The organism is Fusobacterium ulcerans ATCC 49185, from assembly GCF_900683735.1.
Taxonomy (GTDB): Bacteria; Fusobacteriota; Fusobacteriia; order Fusobacteriales; family Fusobacteriaceae; genus Fusobacterium_A; species Fusobacterium_A ulcerans_A.
Genome location: NZ_LR215979.1, coordinates 647,839 through 669,640 on the forward strand (window position 1 = coordinate 647,839; position 21,802 = coordinate 669,640).

16 protein-coding genes and 1 pseudogene are annotated in these 21,802 nt (G+C 30.8%); 6 read left to right on the forward strand and 11 right to left on the reverse strand.

The features are described 5' to 3' along the window. Positions 1-7: 7 nt before the first annotated feature. Entirely contained in the window at positions 8-3,214 is a 3,207-nt protein-coding gene (gene carB, locus E0E45_RS02930; RefSeq protein ID WP_130889776.1) for a carbamoyl-phosphate synthase large subunit, read from the forward strand. A 121-nt stretch (positions 3,215-3,335) separates the two neighbouring features. Here the strand turns inward: carB and E0E45_RS02935 are convergent, their stop codons facing one another. Further along, the gene (locus tag E0E45_RS02935) at positions 3,336-4,292 is read right to left on the reverse strand and encodes a hypothetical protein (protein ID WP_130889777.1); all 957 of its coding nucleotides are present in this window, start codon (positions 4,290-4,292) and stop codon (positions 3,336-3,338) included. Between the two features lie 324 nt (positions 4,293-4,616). Between E0E45_RS02935 and E0E45_RS02940 the strand changes: the two genes are divergently transcribed. After that, the gene (locus tag E0E45_RS02940; RefSeq protein WP_130889778.1) at positions 4,617-5,954 is read left to right on the forward strand and encodes a hypothetical protein; all 1,338 of its coding nucleotides are present in this window, start codon (positions 4,617-4,619) and stop codon (positions 5,952-5,954) included. 174 nt (positions 5,955-6,128) lie between these two features. Here E0E45_RS02940 and E0E45_RS02945 read toward each other — a convergent pair. Continuing rightward, a pseudogene (locus tag E0E45_RS02945) lies at positions 6,129-7,079 on the reverse strand (IS91 family transposase); the annotation flags it as partial. Between the two features lie 15 nt (positions 7,080-7,094). After that, complete coding sequence (locus E0E45_RS02950) at positions 7,095-7,337, reverse strand: transposase zinc-binding domain-containing protein (protein ID WP_130889724.1); 243 nt, start codon at positions 7,335-7,337, stop codon at positions 7,095-7,097. A gap of 200 nt (positions 7,338-7,537) precedes the next feature. Here E0E45_RS02950 and E0E45_RS02955 point away from each other — a divergent pair, with 200 nt between their 5' ends. From E0E45_RS02955 to E0E45_RS02970, 4 genes are all read left to right on the forward strand, one after another. After that, positions 7,538-8,179 carry a lysophospholipid acyltransferase family protein gene (locus E0E45_RS02955; protein ID WP_130889779.1) on the forward strand — a complete coding sequence of 214 codons (642 nt, stop codon included), beginning with the start codon at positions 7,538-7,540 and terminating at the stop codon, positions 8,177-8,179. Between the two features lie 33 nt (positions 8,180-8,212). Then, entirely contained in the window at positions 8,213-10,138 is a 1,926-nt protein-coding gene (gene metG, locus E0E45_RS02960) for a methionine--tRNA ligase (RefSeq protein WP_130889780.1), read from the forward strand. 25 nt (positions 10,139-10,163) lie between these two features. Then, a complete protein-coding gene (gene galU, locus E0E45_RS02965; protein ID WP_130889781.1) occupies positions 10,164-11,045 on the forward strand; it encodes a UTP--glucose-1-phosphate uridylyltransferase GalU in 882 nt (293 codons plus the stop codon). A 66-nt stretch (positions 11,046-11,111) separates the two neighbouring features. Continuing rightward, positions 11,112-11,981 carry a DMT family transporter gene (locus E0E45_RS02970; protein ID WP_130889782.1) on the forward strand — a complete coding sequence of 290 codons (870 nt, stop codon included), beginning with the start codon at positions 11,112-11,114 and terminating at the stop codon, positions 11,979-11,981. Between the two features lie 263 nt (positions 11,982-12,244). On the opposite strand, the gene E0E45_RS02975 is transcribed toward E0E45_RS02970, so the two are convergent. The 8 genes from E0E45_RS02975 to E0E45_RS17545 all read right to left on the reverse strand — a co-directional run bounded on the left by E0E45_RS02975 (position 12,245) and on the right by E0E45_RS17545 (position 21,624). Continuing rightward, positions 12,245-12,736: a peptide deformylase gene (locus tag E0E45_RS02975; RefSeq protein WP_130889783.1), complete on the reverse strand. Its 492-nt coding sequence runs from the start codon at positions 12,734-12,736 to the stop codon at positions 12,245-12,247. A gap of 9 nt (positions 12,737-12,745) precedes the next feature. Continuing rightward, entirely contained in the window at positions 12,746-13,915 is a 1,170-nt protein-coding gene (locus tag E0E45_RS02980; protein ID WP_130889784.1) for a M20 metallopeptidase family protein, read from the reverse strand. 69 nt (positions 13,916-13,984) lie between these two features. Next, positions 13,985-15,535, reverse strand: a complete 1,551-nt coding sequence (locus E0E45_RS02985; RefSeq protein WP_130889785.1) for an ABC transporter substrate-binding protein — start codon at positions 15,533-15,535, stop codon at positions 13,985-13,987. Between the two features lie 380 nt (positions 15,536-15,915). Continuing rightward, a complete protein-coding gene (locus E0E45_RS02990; RefSeq protein WP_130889786.1) occupies positions 15,916-17,088 on the reverse strand; it encodes an amidohydrolase in 1,173 nt (390 codons plus the stop codon). Between the two features lie 29 nt (positions 17,089-17,117). Next, entirely contained in the window at positions 17,118-18,680 is a 1,563-nt protein-coding gene (locus E0E45_RS02995) for an ABC transporter substrate-binding protein (RefSeq protein WP_130889787.1), read from the reverse strand. Positions 18,681-18,718: 38 nt separating this feature from the next. Then, complete coding sequence (locus tag E0E45_RS03000; RefSeq protein ID WP_130889788.1) at positions 18,719-19,897, reverse strand: amidohydrolase; 1,179 nt, start codon at positions 19,895-19,897, stop codon at positions 18,719-18,721. Positions 19,898-19,927: 30 nt separating this feature from the next. Next, positions 19,928-21,502 (reverse strand): ABC transporter substrate-binding protein, encoded by a 1,575-nt coding sequence (locus E0E45_RS03005; RefSeq protein WP_130889789.1) that lies wholly within the window; start codon positions 21,500-21,502, stop codon positions 19,928-19,930. Beyond that, positions 21,481-21,624: a hypothetical protein gene (locus tag E0E45_RS17545; protein ID WP_172426531.1), complete on the reverse strand. Its 144-nt coding sequence runs from the start codon at positions 21,622-21,624 to the stop codon at positions 21,481-21,483. Before E0E45_RS17545 ends, E0E45_RS03005 begins: the two co-directional genes overlap by 22 nt. Positions 21,625-21,802 lie beyond the last annotated feature (178 nt).

Below are 21,802 nucleotides of genomic sequence, written 5' to 3' on the forward strand. Positions count from 1 at the left end.
GGATAAAATGTTAGATAAGTCTATAAAGAAAACACTGGTAATAGGTTCAGGACCAATCATAATAGGACAAGCAGCAGAGTTTGACTATTCAGGAACTCAGGCTTGTGAAACATTGAAAAAAGAAGGAATAGAAGTTGTACTTATCAACTCTAATCCAGCAACAATAATGACAGATAAAGCAGTAGCTGATAGAATATATATTGAGCCAATTACTTTTGATTTTGTTGAAAAGGTAATAGCTAAAGAAAGACCAGATTCTGTAATAGCTGGAATGGGAGGACAAACTGGTCTGAACATGGTAGTAGAGTTACATGAAAAAGGTATTCTTGAAAAATATGGAGTAAAAGTAATAGGTACTTCTGTAGAAGCTATTAAAAAAGGTGAAGACAGAGAAATATTCAGGGAAACTATGAATAAACTTGGAGAGCCTATTATTCAAAGTAAAGTGGTAGAGAGCCTTGAAGAAGGATTTGAAGTAGCAAGAGAGATAGGATATCCAATAGTTGTAAGACCTGCTTATACATTAGGGGGAACTGGTGGAGGAATAGCAAATGATCCTAATGAATTAGAAGATATACTTATGAAAGGGCTAGCTCTATCAATGGTAGGTCAGGTTCTTCTTGAAAAGTCTATTTATGGTTGGAAAGAAATAGAATATGAAGTGATAAGAGATAAAAATGGAAATACAATAGTTGTATGTAATATGGAAAATGTTGATCCTGTAGGAATTCATACTGGAGATTCAATAGTTGTTGCTCCTACACAAACTTTATCTGATAAAGAATGCAGAATGTTGCGAGCTTCAGCTGTAAAAATAGTAAATGAAGTTGGAGTTATTGGAGGATGTAATGTACAATTTGCTCTTCATCCAAAATCATTTGAATATGCAATAATAGAAATCAATCCAAGAGTATCAAGATCATCAGCACTAGCTTCTAAAGCAACAGGATATCCTATTGCAAGAGTATCAACAAAATTAGCTATGGGATACACTCTTAATGAGATAGTTAATGAGGCCACTCAAACTACTTATGCTTGTTTTGATCCTACAATTGACTATATAGTTGTAAAAATACCTAAATGGCCATTTGATAAGTTTAAAAAAGCAAATAGAAGATTGGGAACAAAAATGATGGCAACAGGGGAAGTTATGGCAATAGGAAATAACTTTGAAGCTGCATTCTTAAAAGGTATCAGATCACTTGAAATAGGAAGATACAACTTAGAGCATCCAGTTGCTAAGAAAATGACTATGGAAGAGTTAAAAGCAGCAGTTGTAAAACCAGATGATGAGAGAATCTTTATAGTGGCAGAGATGCTTAGAAGAGGATATATTAAAGAAAAGTTACAGAAGATTACTGGAATAGATAAATTCTTTATGGAGAAAATCGAATGGATTGTTAAACAGGAAGAAATAATAAAAAGAATGTCTCTTAGAGATTTAGATGAAATTTATTTAAGAAAACTTAAAAAGAAAGGGTTTTCAGATAAAGGTATAGCTGAACTTATGAAAATAAGTGAAGAAGATATAACTTCTAAGAGAAAAGAACTTCATATACTACCAGTATATAAAATGGTTGATACTTGTGCTGGAGAATTTAAAGCAACATCTTCATATTATTATTCAACATATGACCAATATGATGAGGTAGAAGTATCTAATAAGAGAAAAATAGTAGTAATAGGATCAGGACCAATCAGAATTGGACAAGGGATAGAATTCGACTACTGTACAGTTCATGCAGTAAAGACATTGAAAAAGTTAGGAATAGAAAGTATAATAATCAATAATAATCCAGAAACAGTATCAACAGACTTCTCAACGGCAGATAAACTATACTTTGAACCATTGGTAACAGAAGATATAATGAATATCCTTGAAAAAGAAAAGCCAGAGGGAGTAATACTTCAATTTGGAGGACAGACAGCAATCAAATTAGCAAATGATTTGAGCGACAGAGGAATTAAGGTAATAGGAACAAGTGCAGATAAAATAGACGAAGCAGAAGACAGAGAAAGATTTGAAGAAATGATGGAAGAATTGGATATAAAAAGACCCAAAGGAAGAGCAGTATGGGATGTAGCTCATGGAATAGAAATAGCAAATGAAATAAATTATCCAGTATTAGTAAGACCATCATATGTATTAGGTGGACAAGGAATGGAAATATGCCATGATGAATATAATCTAGTAAAATATCTGGAAGCATCATTTGACAGAGATCCATCAAATCCAGTATTGATAGATAAATATCTAAATGGAATTGAATTGGAAGTAGATGCAGTGTGTGATGGAGAAGAGGTACTTATTCCAGGAGTAATGGAGCATTTAGAAAGAGCAGGTATACACTCAGGAGATTCTATTACTATTTATCCTCAACAAAATTTATATGAAGGAACAGAGGATAAAATTCTTGAGATAACTTATAAAATAGCAAAAGCTCTAGAGGTAAAAGGTATGATGAACATCCAGTTTATCGCATATGAAAATGAACTTTATGTAATAGAAGTAAATCCAAGATCATCAAGAACAGTTCCATATATCTCAAAAGTATCAGGAGTACCAGTTATTGAAATCGCAACAAGAGTAGCTCTCGGAGAAAAACTGAAAGATATGCCATATGGAACAGGAATTTATAAGAAACCAAATGTGGTAGCAGTAAAAGTACCAGTATTCTCAACAGAAAAATTATCAAGTGTAGAAGTATCATTAGGACCAGAAATGAGGTCAACAGGAGAGGTACTGGGAGTAGGAAACAATGTAGATGAAGCTATCTACAAAGGACTATTAGGAGCAAAAAGAGTACATTTGATTAAAGACAGAAAGATATTAGTAACTATTAGAGATAAGGATAAAGATGAGTTTCTACCAATTGCTAAAAGTTTAGTAGAGCATGGCTCAATCCTATTTGCAACAAGTGGGACACAAAAATTTCTAGCAGAAAATGGAGTAGAAGCAACAGTAGTAAATAAGATAGATGAACCATCACCAAATATCTCAGATGTATTGAAAAATAGAGAAGTAGATTTATTAATAAATACACCAACAAAAGCAAATGATGCTCAAAGAGATGGATTTAAAATGAGAAGAACAGCAATAGAGTATGGAGTAGAGGTATTAACATCTCTTGATACTATAAGTGCTATACTTAGAATGCAGGATAGACATGTAGATGAAGCAAAATTAGATGTATTTGATGTAAGTAAAATTTAATTTTAATTAAGTAAAGGGCTATGGATAGGTAATTTTATCTGTAGCCTTTTTATATTAAAAATTTAACTTGAGTTAATTGGAAAAAAGATGTAAAAAAAGCTGCCCTAAGACAGCTTCAATTTTATTTTTTTACAAGAGTATTTGTTCTTTTTTTGTAATTATCTATAAATTCAGCAATAAAAGCACTCATTATTCCAAGTACCATTCCAAATAATATTCCAATAACTAAAATCATTTTTGCTTTACTTTTTGTTTCTATTTCATAAACAGAAGAATCTAAAGAAATTATATTCTTTATGTTATCATCTCTTTTTAATCCATCTAAGCCAATTAGCATTTCAGCACTTTGATTATATAAATCACTTATTTTTTCTTTTTCTACAGCTAATACAGGATTAGTATATTCTATGAATTCTTTGATGTTAGTATCTTTTGTCATAAAATTTTTTTCTTTTTCAAGAATTTCTTTAATATTATTTTCTATTGAATTAAGTTTTTCTTTTGAAGATATGTTCTCAGTTTTAATAAAAGCATATCTGTTTTCTATTTCATCATCAACCTGTGTATGATTAATAGATTTTATAATCTCAATATATTTATTCAAGATATCTTTTTGAAGTTCAGGATTTTTTTTCATAGTAACTGATACAGTATAATTATTTCCATCATTATTATAAGATACCTTTAAAATATTATTTAAAAATTTAGATTTAGAATAATCAGTTTTATTTTCTTCTTTTACTTTTTCTAAATAAAGATTGTTAAGATCTTTTATTTTGAAAAATTCATCAACATATTTGTTAGTAATTAAAATATTATTTATATTGATTCTAGTAAGAGTCAGTCCAGACTTTTTAAAAAAATAATTACTTTCAATTTTAGAATAATTAATATTAAATTTTAAAGCTAGAGTATCTTCTTTAAGACTTCTGACAAATAATGCAGCTCCTAATCCTAACAAAGAGCAGATAATAAAAATTCCTAAAACTAATATTTTTCTTTTGATGATAATATCTACTAATTCATAGATATCAATTTCATCTTCTTCATAGTATTCTTTTCTTTCTAATTGATTCATAACAACTCCTATATATAGTATTTTATAATTTTAATATTTCAAGTAGAGAGATATCAGTTTTTATTGGTTGGGAAAGCCCATATCCACAAATAATTTTATCCTATAATATATTTTTTGTCAATTTTTATTGTTTTAAAAAATAAAATATATCATTTTTATTTGATTTTAAGAGGTATAATGTCAAAAGTTGAAATCAAATTATTTTATTATAAAAGAATGTATATTTAATGTGCTGATTATGTTAAAAATAGATTTTTGTATTGACAAAAATATTTTGATGAGTTAAAATCTCCCTATAAATCAAAATAAAAAGGGAGAAAGATAATGAACCAATTAGAAGAAAGAGTTTATCAAAATCAGGAAGATGATGAGATAGATTTGATGGAATTATTAAGAATTTTACTAAATCATAAATTAATGTTAATAGGTATAACAGTAATAACTATTTTTATTTCAGGAATAGCTGGATATATTTTTAATCAAAAAAATATAGAAACGAGTGTTGTAATAGCACTTAATTATCCTGAATTGGAATCAGGATTAAATCCAGATAAAACTCCTTTTACAAAGGAAAATCTTATAAGTATAAAAACTTTAAATTTAGTATTTGATGAATATGAGGGGAAAGCAATAAAAGCAAAAAAATTTGCTGATTTTAGAAATTCATTAAAGATTGAAGGAATTATTCCTGAAAATATTTCTCAAAAAATAGAATCATCTCTAAAAAAAGGGGAAATAATAAGTTATTATCCTACACAATATAAAATAAAAATGAAGGAAAAAAATAAAGAGGTATTAGAAAAATTATCAGAAGAAGGAATAAAAGAATTTGAAGAAAAATATAAACCTAAAACTGAAATATTATTTATGGAAAAAGTAAATGATATTTATGATTATGATGATTATTTATTATTGTTTAATGAAAAAATTAAAAATTTAAAGATTAACTTTTCTTTAGATGATAAAATAAACTATTCTTCTAAAGCTTTAGGATATTCATTTGTAGAGTTAGCTAATAGACTTGATAATCTTCAAAATATAGAATTAAGAAAATTAGAATCATTTCTAGATATAAAAGGATTATCAAATTCAAAAAATTCAAGAGAAACTAAATTTAGAGCAGATATAAAACTTCTAAAATTAAAAAAAGAAAAATTAATTGGTGAATCAGGAGTAATAAAAGCAATATTGGATGAATACAAGCCAACAAATAGACAAATAATAGTTCCTTCTATGGGAGAAATGGGAATAAAACTTGAAACAGAAAATGAATATTATTCAAAATTAATTGAAAAATATCTTCTTGTTAATACTTTGATAAAAAATGTGGAATATGAAATTAAGTTTAAAGAAGAAGAAATATCAAAAATTAGTTACCCAACAAAGAAAGAGAGTAAAGAAATAAATGAAAGCATAGATATGCTGATAAATAAATTAAATGAAATAATAGAGCAGGCTAATATTATAAATAAAGAATTTTACGAAGTTAAATATGGAAATATGATAAAAGTGCTAACTCCTGTAGAAATTATAAAATCAGGGAAACCATTGATTTTATTTTTAGGAGTAGGGGCTGTACTGGGATTATTTGCAAGTATATTTTTAATTTTTGTTTGCGAATTTATAAAGAACTATAAAATAAAATTTTCTTCTAAAAAATAAAAAATATTTTTGAAGCTGAATTATTCAGCTTCTTTTTTTATTTCTTAGGAAATTATAATTTGATAAATTTGTTGAAAAAATAAAAAATATTAATTATTTTGTATTCATACTAGATATATTAATTGAATAAGATTAAAATTGACAGCACAAAAAAGCTGATTGTTAATCAGCTATTTAGCGATATTCTTTCCAGCAAATGGAGCCTGTATGTATATTAAAATATGATATTTTTTTAACTTTCATTCTGGTATTACATTTAAAACAATAAAAAGGATTTACTCCAAAAGCTTTCCATATTTCAAGTTGATAAAAAGTAAAATTGGAATATTTAGAGACATATTTTCTCATGAATTTCATGATGTTTTTAAGTTCTGATTTAATATTTCTAGAATAGATTCCAAAGCGCCTAATCATTTTGAAATGTTTAGGGGGAATGTGAATAATTAATTTGGAAAGAAATGTTTCTGCATCTAAAGTAAGCTCAATTCTTTGTTTATCATCAGCAAGACTTTCATAATAGAAAGTAACCTTATTATCATAAAAATCAATAATTTTATATTCTGCGATAGGAGCTCTTGCTAGATATCTGCCAATATATTTAATTGCATAAATATTATTATTTAAATCATTTTTTGCAACATTGAAAAAGAATCTTGTATTTTTGCGATAAAGGTAGTTAGCAGCAGCATAAGCTTTAGCTTTAATTTCAGGCTTGTCATAATTTCCAGATTTAACAATATCAATAACCATTTTTTTCCATTGTCCAGCAATGGAATTGACATGAAAATATTTTTTTTCAAGAAATTGGTAGTTTTTATTGAAACCACCTAAAGTAACAATAGCATGAATATGAGGGTTCCATTTAAGATCGCGTCCAAAGGTGTGAATAACAGTAATCAATCCATAATGAATGATATCTGAGTTAGTAAAGTATTTAGAAGAATATTTTGAAATTTTATGAATTCTTTGATTTTTTGCTTTAATGTTATGAAATTGATATTTAAAAACATCATTAACAGCATAAGCAAGCTTAGTTAAAAGATCTCTATCATAGAAGAAAAACATTCTAAGTTCTTCAGGAATAGTAAAAAGGACACTTCTATGTTTAACATCAATAAGAGAAGTGGAAGTTTTTTCAGTTCAAAGAGCAGAATAACGTTTACCGCAGGAAGGACAAAATCTAGATTTACAAGTAACTTTAATTTTATGCGCATCATGACAATTAGGGCATTGAAGAGAGAGAAAAGATTTATCAATAGAACAAGCTAAGAATTTTTGAATAGTCTGTTTAACATCCTCAAAATGCTCATTTTTAAAATATTTCTTGATTTTACCTAAAAGATTTGTTATATTGATTTTAGAGATAATATGTTTGATTTGCATGTATGTCTCCTTTGTATAATTAGGGTGGTAACTATATTATACAAAAAAGAGAGCTGAGTAAAACATTTTTTTAAATGTTACTCAGCTTTTTTTATAAATACGATAAAAAAGGTTAAAAGCTTTTTTAGAAAGCTACTTTTTAAAATTAGTTCAATGTGCTATAATTAATAAATACTATAATTAACTTGAGGAGAATTGACATGAGTAGGGAGAGAGAAGCAGTTAAATATCGAAGGTATGGACTAATTCTTTATTACATACTGAAAATAGTAGGAAAAACATTAAATATAAAAATAATAAAAAATGAAAAAGTCAAAGAAAATGAGGAGAGTTATGTTTTTGCATTCTGGCATAATAAACTTGTAGCTCCAACTCTTTGTCTTAATTATATAGAGAAAAGAGCAGTGCTTGCCAGTCCATCAAAAGATGGTGAGCTTATTTCTGTTCCATTGGAAAAAATGGGATTTCATATGGTAAGAGGTTCTTCAGATAAAAATTCAACATCCAGTTTAATATCTCTTATTAAACTGATGAAAAAAGGCTATAGTATAGGAACTCCAGTAGATGGACCTAAAGGGCCTATATATGAGGTGAAACCTGGAATGATTTATTTAGCTCAAAAGGGAAAGATGCGGATGGTTCCCCTGGGAGGGGCCTATAAGAGAAAATGGACGTTTAATAGAGCATGGGATAAATTTCAATTTCCAAAACCTTTTACAACAATGGTATTTTTGATGGGAGATCCAATAGAAATACCCAAAGATGCAAATATAGAAGAATATTGTGAAATTTTAAAAAATAAATTAAATGAATTAGATAAAGAAGCTGAAAAATATTTTTAGTAGGAATGTCTAATCATAAAGAGGAGAGATATAATGAGTAAGAATTTTTATGTAACAACACCTATTTATTATGTAAATGGAGATCCACATGTTGGAAGTGCTTATACAACTATAGCAGCAGATGTTATAGCTAGATATAAAAAAACTATGGGATATGATGTATTCTTTTTGACTGGAACTGATGAACATGGACAAAAAATAGAAGAAACAGCTAAACAAAAGGGATATACACCTCAAGAGTGGACAGATATAATGGCACCAAAATTTGTGGAAATGTGGAAAGCTTTAAATATAGAATATACAGACTTTATAAGAACTACAGAACCAAGACATAAGGAAGCTGTAAAGAAAATACTAAAAAAAGTTTATGATAATGGAGATATATATAAAGGAGAATACTCAGGAAAATATTGTGTATCTTGTGAAACATTTGTTCCTGAAAATCAGATAGTAAATGGAAATCATTGTCCTGACTGTGGAAAAGAATTAAGAGTAGTAAAAGAAGAATCATATTTCTTTAAAATGTCAAAATACCAGGATGCTCTTTTAGCTCATATAGATTCTCACCCAGATTTCATTCTTCCCCGTTCAAGAAAGAATGAAGTTGTTTCTTTTATTAAACAGGGATTACAAGACTTATCTATATCAAGAAATACTTTTGAATGGGGTATTCCAATAGAATTTGCTCCAGGACATATAACTTATGTATGGTTTGATGCTCTTACTAACTATCTTACAGCAGTAGGGTATGAAAATAACTCTGAATTATTTGATAAATTCTGGACTAATGGAGAAGTTATGCATCTGTTAGGAAAAGATATAGTAAGATTCCATGCTATTATTTGGCCTTGTATGCTTTTATCAGCAGGAGTAAAACTTCCAGATAACATTGTTGCTCATGGATGGTGGACTTCTGAAGGGGAAAAAATGTCTAAATCTAGAGGGAATGTAGTGGACCCAGTAGCAGAAAGCAAAAAATATGGTGTAGATGCTTTCAGATATTGTCTTCTTAGAGAAGTTCAATTTGGAAATGATGGAGATTATTCAACAAAATCAGTAGTTACTAGAATAAATTCTGATCTTGCAAATGATTTAGGAAACCTATTAAATAGAACATTAGGGATGTATAAAAAATATTTTGATGGTGTAATTACTGCTGGAATAACAAGAGATACTTTTGATGATGAAATAGAAAATTTATGGAATGAAACTTTAAATGAAGTCACTGAGCAGATGAATATAGTTCAATTTTCAAAATCTCTTGAAGCAATATGGAAATTTATATCAAGACTTAATAAATATATTGATGAAACTGCACCTTGGACACTTGCAAAAGATGATGATAAAAAAGATAGATTGGCAGTTGTAATGAATCATTTAGTAAATGGATTATATAAAACTGCTGTAATGATTTATCCATATATGCCAACAGCAGCCCAAAAAATCTGGGATCAATTAGGGGTACAAAAATCTGTAAGAGATGCTAGAGTATCAGATGTTGAAGGTTGGGATCTTCTTCCAGCAGGACATATACTAGGAAATGCTGAACCAATATTCCCAAGACTTGATTTAGAAGCTCTTGAACCTAAAAAAGATCCAATGGCAATTGATCCAGAATTAGTAATAGAAAATGCTGTAGATATTTCTGAATTTGATAAATTGAAAATACAGGTTGTGGAAATATTAGAAGCTGGAAAAATAGCTGGAGCAGATAAACTTCTTAAATTTAAAGTAAGTATTGGAGATCATGCCAGACAGATAGTTTCTGGTATTGCAAAATCATACCCAGAACCTGAAAAATTAGTAGGTAAAAAAGTTCTTGCTATAACTAATTTGAAAACAGTTAAATTAAGAGGTGAAGTATCTCAGGGAATGCTTCTAAGCACTGAAGACAAAGTAAATGGATTAAAATTAGTAGAAGTAGATAAAAGTATAGTAGTAGGGTCAAGAGCAAAATAAGGAATATATAGGAGGAAAATATAGAATGAAAAAAGTCACAAAGGCAGTAATTCCAGCAGCAGGGTTAGGAACAAGAGTATTACCTGCTACAAAGGCACAGCCTAAAGAGATGCTTGTAATAGTTGACAAACCTTCTTTGCAATATATTGTAGAAGAACTTGTAGAATCTGGAATCACAGATATAGTAATTGTTACAGGGAGAAATAAAAATTCTATAGAAGATCACTTTGACTATTCATATGAACTTGAAAATACATTACAAAAAGATGGAAAAGATGAGCTTTTAGAAAAAATAGAAAATCTTTCAACTATGGCAAATATTTTTTATGTAAGACAGAATCTTCCCAAAGGATTGGGACATGCTATATTAAAAGCAAAATCTTTTATAGGAGATGATCCTTTTGTTATAGCTTTGGGAGATGATATAGTATATAATCCAGAAAGACCAGTAGCTAAGCAATTGATAGATGTGTATGAAAAATATGGTTCAAGTATAGTAGGGTGTCAGGAAGTAGAAGAAAAAGATATTTCTAAATATGGAATAGTTAAACCTATTGAAAGACTTGATGAGAGTACTTGTGTTATAGAAGATTTTATAGAGAAACCATCCATTGAGGAAGCACCTTCAAATTTTGCTTGTCTTGGAAGATATCTTCTTACAGGAAAGATATTTAAATATCTTGAAGAAGTTAAACCAGGAAAAGGTGGAGAGATACAGCTTACAGATGCTATATTGGATATGCTTAAAGATGGAGAAAGAGTTCTATCTTACAACTTTGAAGGAAAAAGATATGATATTGGTAATAAAGTTGGACTTCTGAAAGCTAATATAGAATTTGGACTTAAAAATGAAGAAACAAGAGAAGAATTATTAAAATATTTAAAAACAGAACTTAAATTAGATTAATAACTAAGATGATGAGTATGATTTTATAAATCACCTCATCATTCTTTTTATACATAGGGGGAAAGAATGGGAGCGAAGTTAAGAAATGTAAGTGCAATGCTGATATTTGGAACAATAGGATTATTTGTAAAAAATATAGATTTGACTTCCAGTGAAATAGCATTGGTAAGAGGAGTAATAGGGGGAATTATTCTTGTTGTAGTTTCTCTTCTTACAAAAAATAAAGTTTCTTTTAAAGATGTAAAAGCAAATCTTCTGCTTCTATTATTATCAGGGGGAGCAATTGGATTGAACTGGATATTTCTGTTTCAGGCATATAAATATACAACTATTTCTAATGCTACATTAAGTTATTATTTTGCACCAGTTTTTGTTATGCTTCTTTCGCCATTTATATTGAAAGAAAAACTTACTCTAAAAAAAATACTCTGTGTTGCCTGTGCAATGCTGGGAATGATGTGTATAGTAGGAAACAGTGGGGGAGCTGCTGAGGGGAGAAATGATTTTCTAGGAATTTCTTATGGACTTGCAGCAGCAGCTTTTTATGCAAGTGTTGTACTTATGAATAAATTTTTAAAAAACTTAAAAAGTCTTGAAACAACTTATATACAGTTAATTTTAGCAGCGGTTGTGCTTATGCCTTATGTATTTACTGTTGAAGGATTTAATATTTTTAGAATGCCTGTATCTTCAATACCATATATATTGATATTGGGAGTAGTTCATACTGGACTTGCGTATCTACTATATTTTTCATCTTTGAAAGAATTGAAAGGTCAGACTATAGCAGTTATGAGCTATATAGATCCTATATCTGCTGTAATAATTTCAGCTATATTTTTGAGAGAAAGAATGGGAGTATTACAGATAGTAGGAGGAATTCTAATTTTAAGTTCTACTTTGATAAGTGAACTTACAAAGAGCAAAGAGAAATAAATAAGAACTTTATTTATAGGAAATAGTCATATAAAGTGATAGAGGAATTAAAAATAATAAATAAAAAAGAAATATAAAATTATTCCATATTAGAAAATCTTGAATAATTAGACTCATCTCATTGAAAATACAAAACTCAGCTAAAGCTTCAAATATTTGTATTTTTCATCATTCTATTTTGCTATATTATTCTAAAATCTTCTAATCAATTCCAAATTTTATATTTCTTTTTACTTGGTTTCTTTTTTGCAATATAAATAACTTTATTTTTTAATTAACTTTTTTATTATAAATGATTTATTATTTATTGCTCTCATTGTAGCAAGTATTCCATTAAGATGATCATATTCATGCTGTAGAAGTTCAGCAAGATCTCCCTCTAAAGACATTACCTGTTCCTCCCAATTCATATCTAAATATTTTATTCTGCATCTTTTGTGACGCATTACTTTAACAAGCAGATTTGGAAAAGACATACAATCATCTAATACTTCCATCATTTCATCATCTGGAAATTCAAGAACTGGATTTATAAAAATTACAGGTTTATCAATAAACATATAAAGCAGTCTTTTCTTTATACCTATCTGAGGTGCTGCAATAGCACGACCAGCATGATACTTTTCTCTAAAATCCAATAATGTATCGTGAAGATTTTGAACTATAGATTTGATATTTTCTATTTCATCTTTTTTTAATGGTTCACTTATCTGATATAATTCTTCATTTCCAAGAAGAATGATTTCTTTTTTCATGATAATCTCCTATTTATTACTTGATAAATAATTTAAAGCAAATTGAGCATATAATGCAGTACCAACTTCAAGCATATCTTCATCTATATCAAATTTTTCATGATGATGAGGGAAGTCAGTTCCTTTTTCTTTGCTTCCAGTTCCAAGTTTAACCATAACCCCAGGAACTATATTAGAAAAAAATGAGAAATCTTCTCCTCCAGTAGACGGAGGAACAGTAATAACATTCTCTTTTCCTACAAGAGAAGCAGCAGTTTCTCTTGCTAGAGCAGCACAGTTATCATCATTGATAGTTGGTCCTACTCCTTCTGTAAATTCTACTTCTGCAGTGGCTCTGTAAGCTTCAGCTGTAGATTTAGCTACTCTTGTTATAGAGTCAAAGAAATTCTTCCTAACTTCAGGACTGTAACATCTAGTAGTACCGCTCAATATAGCAGTAGGAGCTATAACATTGAATCTAGTTCCAGATTTAATTTCTCCCACAGTAAGTACAGCAGGGTCAAAAGGTGAATACTCTCTGCTGATAATAGGCTGAAGGTTCATAACAATAGCAGAACCTACTACAACAGCATCTATACACTGCTCAGGTCTTGCTCCATGTCCACCTTTTCCAGTTACAGTTATTTTGAACATATCTCCTGAGGCCATTCTTGCACCACTGTCAGCAGATATCTGTCCAGAAGGAACATCTGATGAAACATGGATTCCCATAATAGCATCAACTCCTTCCATAACTCCAGCAGCTATCATTTTCTTGGCTCCAAGTACAACTTCTTCTCCTGGCTGGAAGAAAAGTTTAACAGTACCATTTATTTCATCCTTCATTTTATTTAGAACTTTAGCAGCTCCAAGAAGCATAGCACCATGTGAGTCGTGTCCGCATGCATGCATTAATCCATGAACTTTAGAAGCATATTCTTTTCCAGTCTGTTCAATAACAGCCAAAGCATCAATATCTCCTCTTAATGCAACAGTTTTTCCAGAATTAGTTCCATGTATTGTAGCAACTACTCCAGTATCAGCAACTATTTCACATTCTATTCCATCTTTTTCCAGTTCTGCTTTTATCCTTTTAGAAGTTTCATATTCCTGAAGACTTGGCTCTGGATTCATATGAAATTCTCTTCTCATATTTATTACATAATCTTTATATTCTTTAGCTAATTCTTGTGATTTCATTTTGTTTCCCCCTTATATATTAAAATATTAGATACATTTTAACTCATATTTTTATTTATGGAAATAGAATTATTTTTTCTCTCTTAATACATATGCATTAGAGATATCTATATATCCAGTTTTTTTCATAACAAGCCCTTTTACATTTTTATTCATTCCCAGATTAAGTTTAGGAAAAACTAAAGTGTAATGAGGAAGGTCTCCTTGAAGTATATCTTGTACCTCTTTGTAAATAAGGTTTCTTTCATCTTCATTTACAGAGTTTCTTGCTTTATCCAAAAGTTCGTCAGCTTCTTTAGAGACATAGTTGCTTCTGTTAGCTGAACCATTTCTCTGTGAAGAGTGGAACATTGGGTATAGAGCAGCGTCAGCATCTCCAGAAGATACATTCCATGAGAAAAGGTACAGTTGTTTATTTTGCTCTAATGTTTTTGAAAGGTAAGTTCCCCATTCAAAAACTTCTATTTCAACATTTATCCCAACAGCTTTCAGCTGATCTTGAATGATGACACACATATCAACTCTTGTAGACTCATCATTTACCCATAATTTTATATTGAAGCCATCTGGGTATCCAGCTTCTTTTAAAAGCTCCTTAGCTTTCTCTATATTTACTTCATAGATATTAGAGTCAGGATTGTATCCAGCTACTACAGTAGGAAGTGTTGAATTTGCCGGAACAGCAGCACCTCTGAATACAGCTTCTGCAAGAACTCTGTTGTCTACAGCATAAGCAATGGCTTGTCTTACTCTGATATCAGCAAATAATGGATTTGTCTGATCAAAAGCAAGGTAAAGACTTGAAGGAGCTTCCACTTCTACTAATTCAAGCTTCTTGTGATTCATAACAGCCTCTCTGTCCATGATACCAATATCGAAAGCTACATCTATTTCACCAGTTTCCAGAGATATCATTCTGTTGCTTACTTCAGGGATATTTCTAAAAACCACATTTTTTATTTTTGATTCACCTTTCCAACTCTCAGGGAATGATTCAAGAACTATTCTGTCTCCTGTTATCCATTCTTTGAATTTATGTTGTCCAGTTCCTACAGGATTTTTGAAAACATCATCCCCAGCCTCTACAGCAGCTCTTTTGTTGATAATAGAACCATTAGTAGTAGACAGATGTTTTAGCAAAGGACCAAAAGGTTCTTTTGTAGTTACCTTTACAGTGTTTTCATCAATGATGGCAACTTCTTTTATTGGATTAAAAAGGTATGAAGCCTGTGGAGAAGCTATTGCTCTGTCGAGAGAGTACTTTACATCTTCAGAAGTCATTGTATCTCCATTGTGGAATTTAACTCCTTTTCTCAAATGGAAGATCATGCTGTAATCATCTACTCTTTCCCATTTTTCAGCAAGCCCTGGTTCGATATTAAGATTTTCATCCATAGAAGTCAAAGTATCAAACATCATCTGCATAACTTTGTTTGAAACAGTATCAATACTCTTTTGAGGGTCAAGAGTTTTAGCATCAGATTTTTGAGCTATAACAAGAGTCTCTTTTAAAGCAGTATCATTACCAGTTTTCTTTTCAGCAGCAACAGTTTTTCCAAATCCAACTAATACCAGTATCGTTAGTATCAATCCCAATGTTTTTAAAATTTTCTTGTTCATTTTTTTCCCCCTTAAATTTTGTATAAAAAAAAGCAGCCCAGTCAGGCTGCTCTAAATATACTTTTATTTATCCTAAAATAATCATTTGACTTATACACTCATAACCAATAAGGGTTCCCTATTAATTATGACTGATATCAATAGGAACACAAAAGTTATTAAAACTATGAAAACTAAACCTAACATCAGAGATAATTGTATATATATTTCTTTTAAAGTAAAAGTAAAAAAAGTAGTAAAAGTAATAAAAATATACAAATGCTCTAAATTCTAAGTTAGTTCTTAACATACCCTGTGTCCTCCTTTTCAAAATGATTACTTCTTGTAGAGGATTGTAATACTAAAAAAACGAAAAGTCAAGAAATATTTTAAAATATTTTTTAATCTTTATTCTTATCTAAGAAATCAAGAGCATATTGAGCATAGAATGCTACTCCACCTACAAATATATCTTCATCTACATCAAATTTTCCATGATGATGTGGATATGTAGTGCCTTTTTCTTCATTTCTGGCACCTAAGTTGCACATAACTCCAGGAACAATAGAAGAAAATTCAGAAAAATCCTCTCCACCAGTAGCTGGAGGAGTTTCTACTACATTTTCTTTTCCTACTATCTTTCCAGCTGCTTCACGAGCAATGGAAGTGCAGGCATCATCATTGATAGTTATTTTTACTAGATTAGAGTATTCCATTTCAGCAGTTGCTCTATATGCTTCAGCAGTAGCCTTAGCTATTCTTTCAATAGCTGCTGGAACTTTTTCTTTAAATTCTGGGTTATAGTATCTTACAGTCCCTTCAATAACAGCTCTTGGAGCTATTACATTGAATCTAGTTCCTGACTGGATAGAACCAATTGTTACAACCAGAGGATCAAAAGGACTGAATTCTCTGCTGACAAGAGACTGCATATTCATAACAACAGCAGAACCAACAACAACAGCATCTATTGTTTTTTCAGGTTCAGCACCATGTCCACCTTTTCCAGTTACAGTAATTTTAAAATAGTCAGCAGAAGCTGTCTTTGCACCAGGGTCAGCATTGATAGTACCAGATGGAAGTCCACTGGAAATATGCATTCCCATAACACCATCTACACCTTCAAGAGCTCCCTCTGCCACCATAGCAGCAGCACCTTTTCCAACTTCTTCACCAGGCTGGAAGAAAAATTTAACAGTTCCATTGATTTTATCTTTCATTTCATTGAGCACCATAGCTGATCCCAGAAGCATAGCTCCATGAGTATCATGTCCACAGGCGTGCATAAGCCCATGAACTTTTGAAGCATATTCTTTTCCACTTTCTTCTATTACAGCCAGAGCGTCAATATCACCTCTCAGAGCTACAGTTTTTCCGGGATGATCACCTTTGATAGTTGCTATAACCCCAGTACCGGCTATGCTTCTGTTTTCAATACCAGCTTTGTCCAGCTCTTCTCTTATCCTCCTTGAAGTGTTGTATTCCTCCATACTTGCTTCAGGATTCATATGAAATTCTCTTCTCATTTTTATTACATAATCTTTATATTTTTCTGCTAATTTTTTAGTCTGCATTTATTTTTTCCTCCCAACTGGTTCAGCTTTTATTTTTCAACATATGCTTTAGTTAAATCAACATATCCATTTTTCTTGAAGATCATACCTTTTACTTTAGTACTTTTTGCAAGATTTAATTTAGGATAAACTAAAGTGTAATGAGGAAGTTCTTCTTGAAGAATATCTTGTACTTTTTTGTAGATTTCAGTTCTTTCATCCTGATCTACTGAAGTTCTTGCTTTATCTAAAAGAGCATCAACTTCTTTGTTAGAATAGAAACTTCTGTTACCAGATGCTCCATGCTGAGTAGAATGGAACAAAGGATAAAGAGAAGCATCTCCATCTCCAGATGAATTCCATGAAAGAAAGTAAAGTTCTTTATCAGGAAGAGCTGTTTTAGAAACATAAGCACCAAATTCAAAAACTTTAATTTCAACATTAATACCAACAGCTTTTAACTGGTCTTGAATAATAACACACATATCAACTCTAGGTCCATCATCCATTACCCATAACTGAAGATTAAGTCCATTAGGATATCCTGCTTCTTTTAAAAGTTCTTTAGCTTTTTCAATATTTTGATCATATTTTTTTACATTTGGGTTATATGCAGGAGATGCTTTAGCCATAACTGAGTCAGCAGCAACAGCTGAACCTCTGAAAATTGCATCTACAAAAACATTATTATCAATAGCATAAGCAATTGCTTGTCTTAGTTTTTTATTTTGAAACTTAGGTACAGTCTGGTCAAATCCAAGATAAAGAATAGAAGGAGATTCTACTTCAAGTAACTCTAAATTTTTGTGATTTTTAACAGCCTCTTTATCCATAAGTCCAATATCAAAAGAGATATCAGCTTCTCCAGTTTCTAAGTAAATCATTCTATTGCTTACTTCTGGAACAGTTTTAAAAGTAATTTCTTTGATTTTAGGAGCACCATGATATGAATCGTTAAACGCTTCAAAAACAATTTTATTTCCTGGAAGCCATTCTTTGAATTTGTATTGTCCAGTTCCTACAGGATTTTTAACATAATCTTCTCCAGCAGCTTCTACAACTTTCTTGTTAACAATTCCCCCTTGAATAGCAGCAAGATTTTGCAGAAGAGCTCCAAAAGGAGTTTTTGTAGTAACTTTTACAGTATAGTCATCTATAATAGTAACTTCAGAAATAGGATTATAAAGATACATAGTTTGTGGAGAATCAACAGCTCTTTCCAATGTAAATTTAACATCTTCAGCTTTCAGTTCATCACCATTATGAAATTTAACACCTTTTCTTAAATAAAAAACAATACTATATTCATCAATTCTTTCCCATTTTTCAGCAAGGGCAGGTACTACATTAAGGTTTTCATCTAATTCTAAAAGAGAATCATACATAAGATTAATAGATTTATTGGACATAGTATCAATACTCTTTTGAGGATCAAGAGTTTTAGGATCAGACTTCATTGCTACAACAAGAGTATCTTTCAACTGAACATTGGCAGTAGCAGCAGGTGCTGCTTTTTCCTCTTTTGATGAAGCAGAAATTTTCATGGCACTAAATAATCCAACACAAACCAACAATACGCCCATTCCAAGTTTTTTAAGCATTTTATAATTCATTTTTAATCACATCTCCTTAGTTATTCCCAAGGGCCCCCTTAGAGGGGCTTAGGATTTTTCTTTAAATAATCAATAGCATATTGTGCATAAAATGCAACTCCATAGACAAAAGCATCTTCATCCACATCAAATTTTCCATGATGATGAGGGTAAGTTATTCCTTTTTCCACATTTCCAGCTCCAAGTCTAGTCATAACTCCTGGAACTATTGAAGAAAATTCAGAGAAATCTTCTCCACCTGTACCAGCAGGAGTATGTATTACATTTTCTTTTCCAACTATTTTAGCAGCTGATTCCTGAGCAAGTTCAGCACAAGCATTATCATTTATAGTAGGTTTTACAAGACTAGAATATTCCATTTCAGCAGTAGCTCTGTAAGCTTCAGCTGTAGACTTAGCTATTCTCTCAATAGCATCAGCTATGACTTGCTTGTATTCAGGTTTATAATATCTAACAGTTCCTTCCAATACAGCAGTAGGAGCTATTACATTGAATCTAGTTCCAGATTTTATTGATCCAGTAGTTACAACAACAGGATCAAATGGAGAAAGCTCTCTGCTCACTATTGATTGAAGATTCATAACAGTAGCAGCACCTACTACAACAGCATCTATACATTGTTCAGGTCTTGCACCATGTCCTCCTTTTCCTGTAATAGTTACTTTAAAAGAATCAGCAGAAGCCATTCTAGGTCCTGGATCAGCATTTATAGTTCCAACAGGCATATCAGAAGATATGTGTATTCCCATAACACCATCTACGCCTTCAAGAGCTCCCTCTGCTACCATAGCAGCAGCTCCTTTTCCTACCTCTTCTCCTGGCTGGAAGAAGAATTTAACAGTACCTTCTATTTCATCTTTCATTTCATTTAAAACTTTTACAGCTCCAAGAAGCATAGCTCCATGAGTGTCATGTCCACATGCGTGCATCATTCCATGAACTTTAGAAACATAGTCATGAGTAGTTTCCTCTACAACAGCCAGAGCATCTATATCTCCTCTAAGTGCTACAGTTTTTCCAGGTTTAGTTCCTTTGATAGTAGCTATTACTCCAGTACCAGCTATCCCTTTATATTCAACACCCATTTTTTCAAGTTCCTCTTTTATTCTTCTGCAAGTATTATATTCCTGCATGCTCACTTCTGGATTCATGTGGAATTCTCTTCTCATTTGTATGACATAATCGTGGTTCTTTTTAGCTAAATCTATAGTTTTCATATTGGTTCCTCCCATTTTTATTTATCTATTTTATTTTTCATTTGTAACATACATATTTTCAACACTGATATATCCATCGTTTCTGAATACCATATCTTTTACATTTTTTCTTATAGCTACATTCAACATTGGATATACTAAAGTGTAATGAGGAATATCTTCCTGTAATATTTCCTGAGCTTCCTGATACATTTTTGTTCTTTCTTCCTGATTAACTGAGTATCTTGCTTTATCTAAAACTTCATCTAATTTTTCATTTTTATAGTAACTTCTGTTTCCTGATAATCCTTGTTGAGTAGAGTGGAATAAAGCATATAAAGCAGCATCTCCATCACTAGTAGAATTCCAAGAAAGCAAGTATAATTGCTTGTTAGGCTGAGCAGTTCTTGATACATATGCTCCCCATTCAAATATTTTAATTTCAGCATTGATTCCAATGGCTTTTAACTGTTCCTGCATAATTACACACATATCAGTTCTAGGACCATCGTCATTTACCCACAACTCTATATTCAATCCATCTTTGTATCCAGCTTCAGCCATTAATTGTTTCGCTTTTTCAATATTTTGATCATATTGTTTAGCTGGAGTGATATGAGCAGGACAAGCTTTTGGCAAAGCAGAGTCAGCAGCTATTGCAGAACCTCTGAATACAGCGTCAGCCAAGACTTTAGTGTCTACAGCATAAGCTATTGCCTGTCTTAATTTTTTATTTTGATATTCAGGAGTTGTCTGGTCAAATCCTAAGTACAATGAAGATGGAGAAGCAACTTCTAAAAATTCCATATTTTTATTATTTTTAACAGCTTCCTTATCCATTATTCCAATATCGAAAGCGATATCAGCTTCACCAGTTTCCAAAGCTATCATTCTGTTGCTTACTTCAGTTATAGTTCTCATAGTAATCTGTCTAACCTTTGGAGCACCTTGGAAAGCTTCATCAAAAGCTTCAACGATTATTCTGTCTCCAGGTATCCATTCTTTAAATTTATATTGTCCTGTTCCTACTGGGTGCTGGAAGAAATTTTCCTCTCCAACTTCCTGCACAGCTCTTTTGCTCACTATACAACCTTGTGTTTGAGCCAAGTTTGTCAATAAAGGACCAAAAGGTTTTTCAGTAGTTATTTTTACAGTATTTTCATCAATAACAGTAACTTCAGTTATTGGTTTATATAAATAAGCAGTTTGATTAGAAACTCTTGCTCTGTCTATAGAAAATTTTACATCTTCAGCAGTCATTGTATCTCCATTGTGAAATTTTACCCCTTTTTTCAAATGGAATACAGTGTTTGTATCATCTACTGCTTCCCAGCTTTCAGCTAAACAAGGCTGAACATTCAAATCTTTATCTAGTGACAACAATCCATTAAATATTAAACGAATAGTTTTGTTAGATGTTGTATCAATAGTTCTTTGAGGATCAAGTGTTTTAGCATCAGCTTTTGAAGCTATTACGATGTTTTCTTTATATGGTTTAACTGCTTCAGTTTTCTTAGTTTCAGTTTTTTTATCAGTAGCAATGACGTTCATTCCAGTAAAAAATATAACTGCTGCTGCAACAGCTGCTGCTCCGATTCTTTTTATTACTTTATTTTTATTTTCCATTTATACCACTCCCTGTGTTTATCATCAAAATTATTAAAGATAGAATTAGCAATATTTCTTCCAGCGTTTAGTAATAGTGATGAACAGAGTAGTGTTGAATAGTTAGTTTTAAAGTTTTTCATTTTTATTCCCCCTAAAGTTATTTTTTAATATTTTGTATAAAAAAAAGCAGCCAGTTAGGCTGCTTTAATAACTAAAACGACATTTTATATTTTTATTCTTAAAGATAAACTCAATACAGAATATCACAAAGAATTTAAAAATATTTATAAATAGGATTAATACATAACTTGATATAAT

Coding starts and splice junctions, on each gene's coding strand:
- carB (WP_130889776.1), top strand. CDS start 8: ATGTTAGATAAGTCTATAAAGAAAACACTGGTAATAGGTTCAGGACCA.
- E0E45_RS02935 (WP_130889777.1), bottom strand. CDS start 4,292: ATGAATCAATTAGAAAGAAAAGAATACTATGAAGAAGATGAAATTGAT.
- E0E45_RS02940 (WP_130889778.1), top strand. CDS start 4,617: ATGAACCAATTAGAAGAAAGAGTTTATCAAAATCAGGAAGATGATGAG.
- E0E45_RS02950 (WP_130889724.1), bottom strand. CDS start 7,337: ATGCAAATCAAACATATTATCTCTAAAATCAATATAACAAATCTTTTA.
- E0E45_RS02955 (WP_130889779.1), top strand. CDS start 7,538: ATGAGTAGGGAGAGAGAAGCAGTTAAATATCGAAGGTATGGACTAATT.
- metG (WP_130889780.1), top strand. CDS start 8,213: ATGAGTAAGAATTTTTATGTAACAACACCTATTTATTATGTAAATGGA.
- galU (WP_130889781.1), top strand. CDS start 10,164: ATGAAAAAAGTCACAAAGGCAGTAATTCCAGCAGCAGGGTTAGGAACA.
- E0E45_RS02970 (WP_130889782.1), top strand. CDS start 11,112: ATGGGAGCGAAGTTAAGAAATGTAAGTGCAATGCTGATATTTGGAACA.
- E0E45_RS02975 (WP_130889783.1), bottom strand. CDS start 12,736: ATGAAAAAAGAAATCATTCTTCTTGGAAATGAAGAATTATATCAGATA.
- E0E45_RS02980 (WP_130889784.1), bottom strand. CDS start 13,915: ATGAAATCACAAGAATTAGCTAAAGAATATAAAGATTATGTAATAAAT.
- E0E45_RS02985 (WP_130889785.1), bottom strand. CDS start 15,535: ATGAACAAGAAAATTTTAAAAACATTGGGATTGATACTAACGATACTG.
- E0E45_RS02990 (WP_130889786.1), bottom strand. CDS start 17,088: ATGCAGACTAAAAAATTAGCAGAAAAATATAAAGATTATGTAATAAAA.
- E0E45_RS02995 (WP_130889787.1), bottom strand. CDS start 18,680: ATGAATTATAAAATGCTTAAAAAACTTGGAATGGGCGTATTGTTGGTT.
- E0E45_RS03000 (WP_130889788.1), bottom strand. CDS start 19,897: ATGAAAACTATAGATTTAGCTAAAAAGAACCACGATTATGTCATACAA.
- E0E45_RS03005 (WP_130889789.1), bottom strand. CDS start 21,502: ATGGAAAATAAAAATAAAGTAATAAAAAGAATCGGAGCAGCAGCTGTT.
- E0E45_RS17545 (WP_172426531.1), bottom strand. CDS start 21,624: ATGAAAAACTTTAAAACTAACTATTCAACACTACTCTGTTCATCACTA.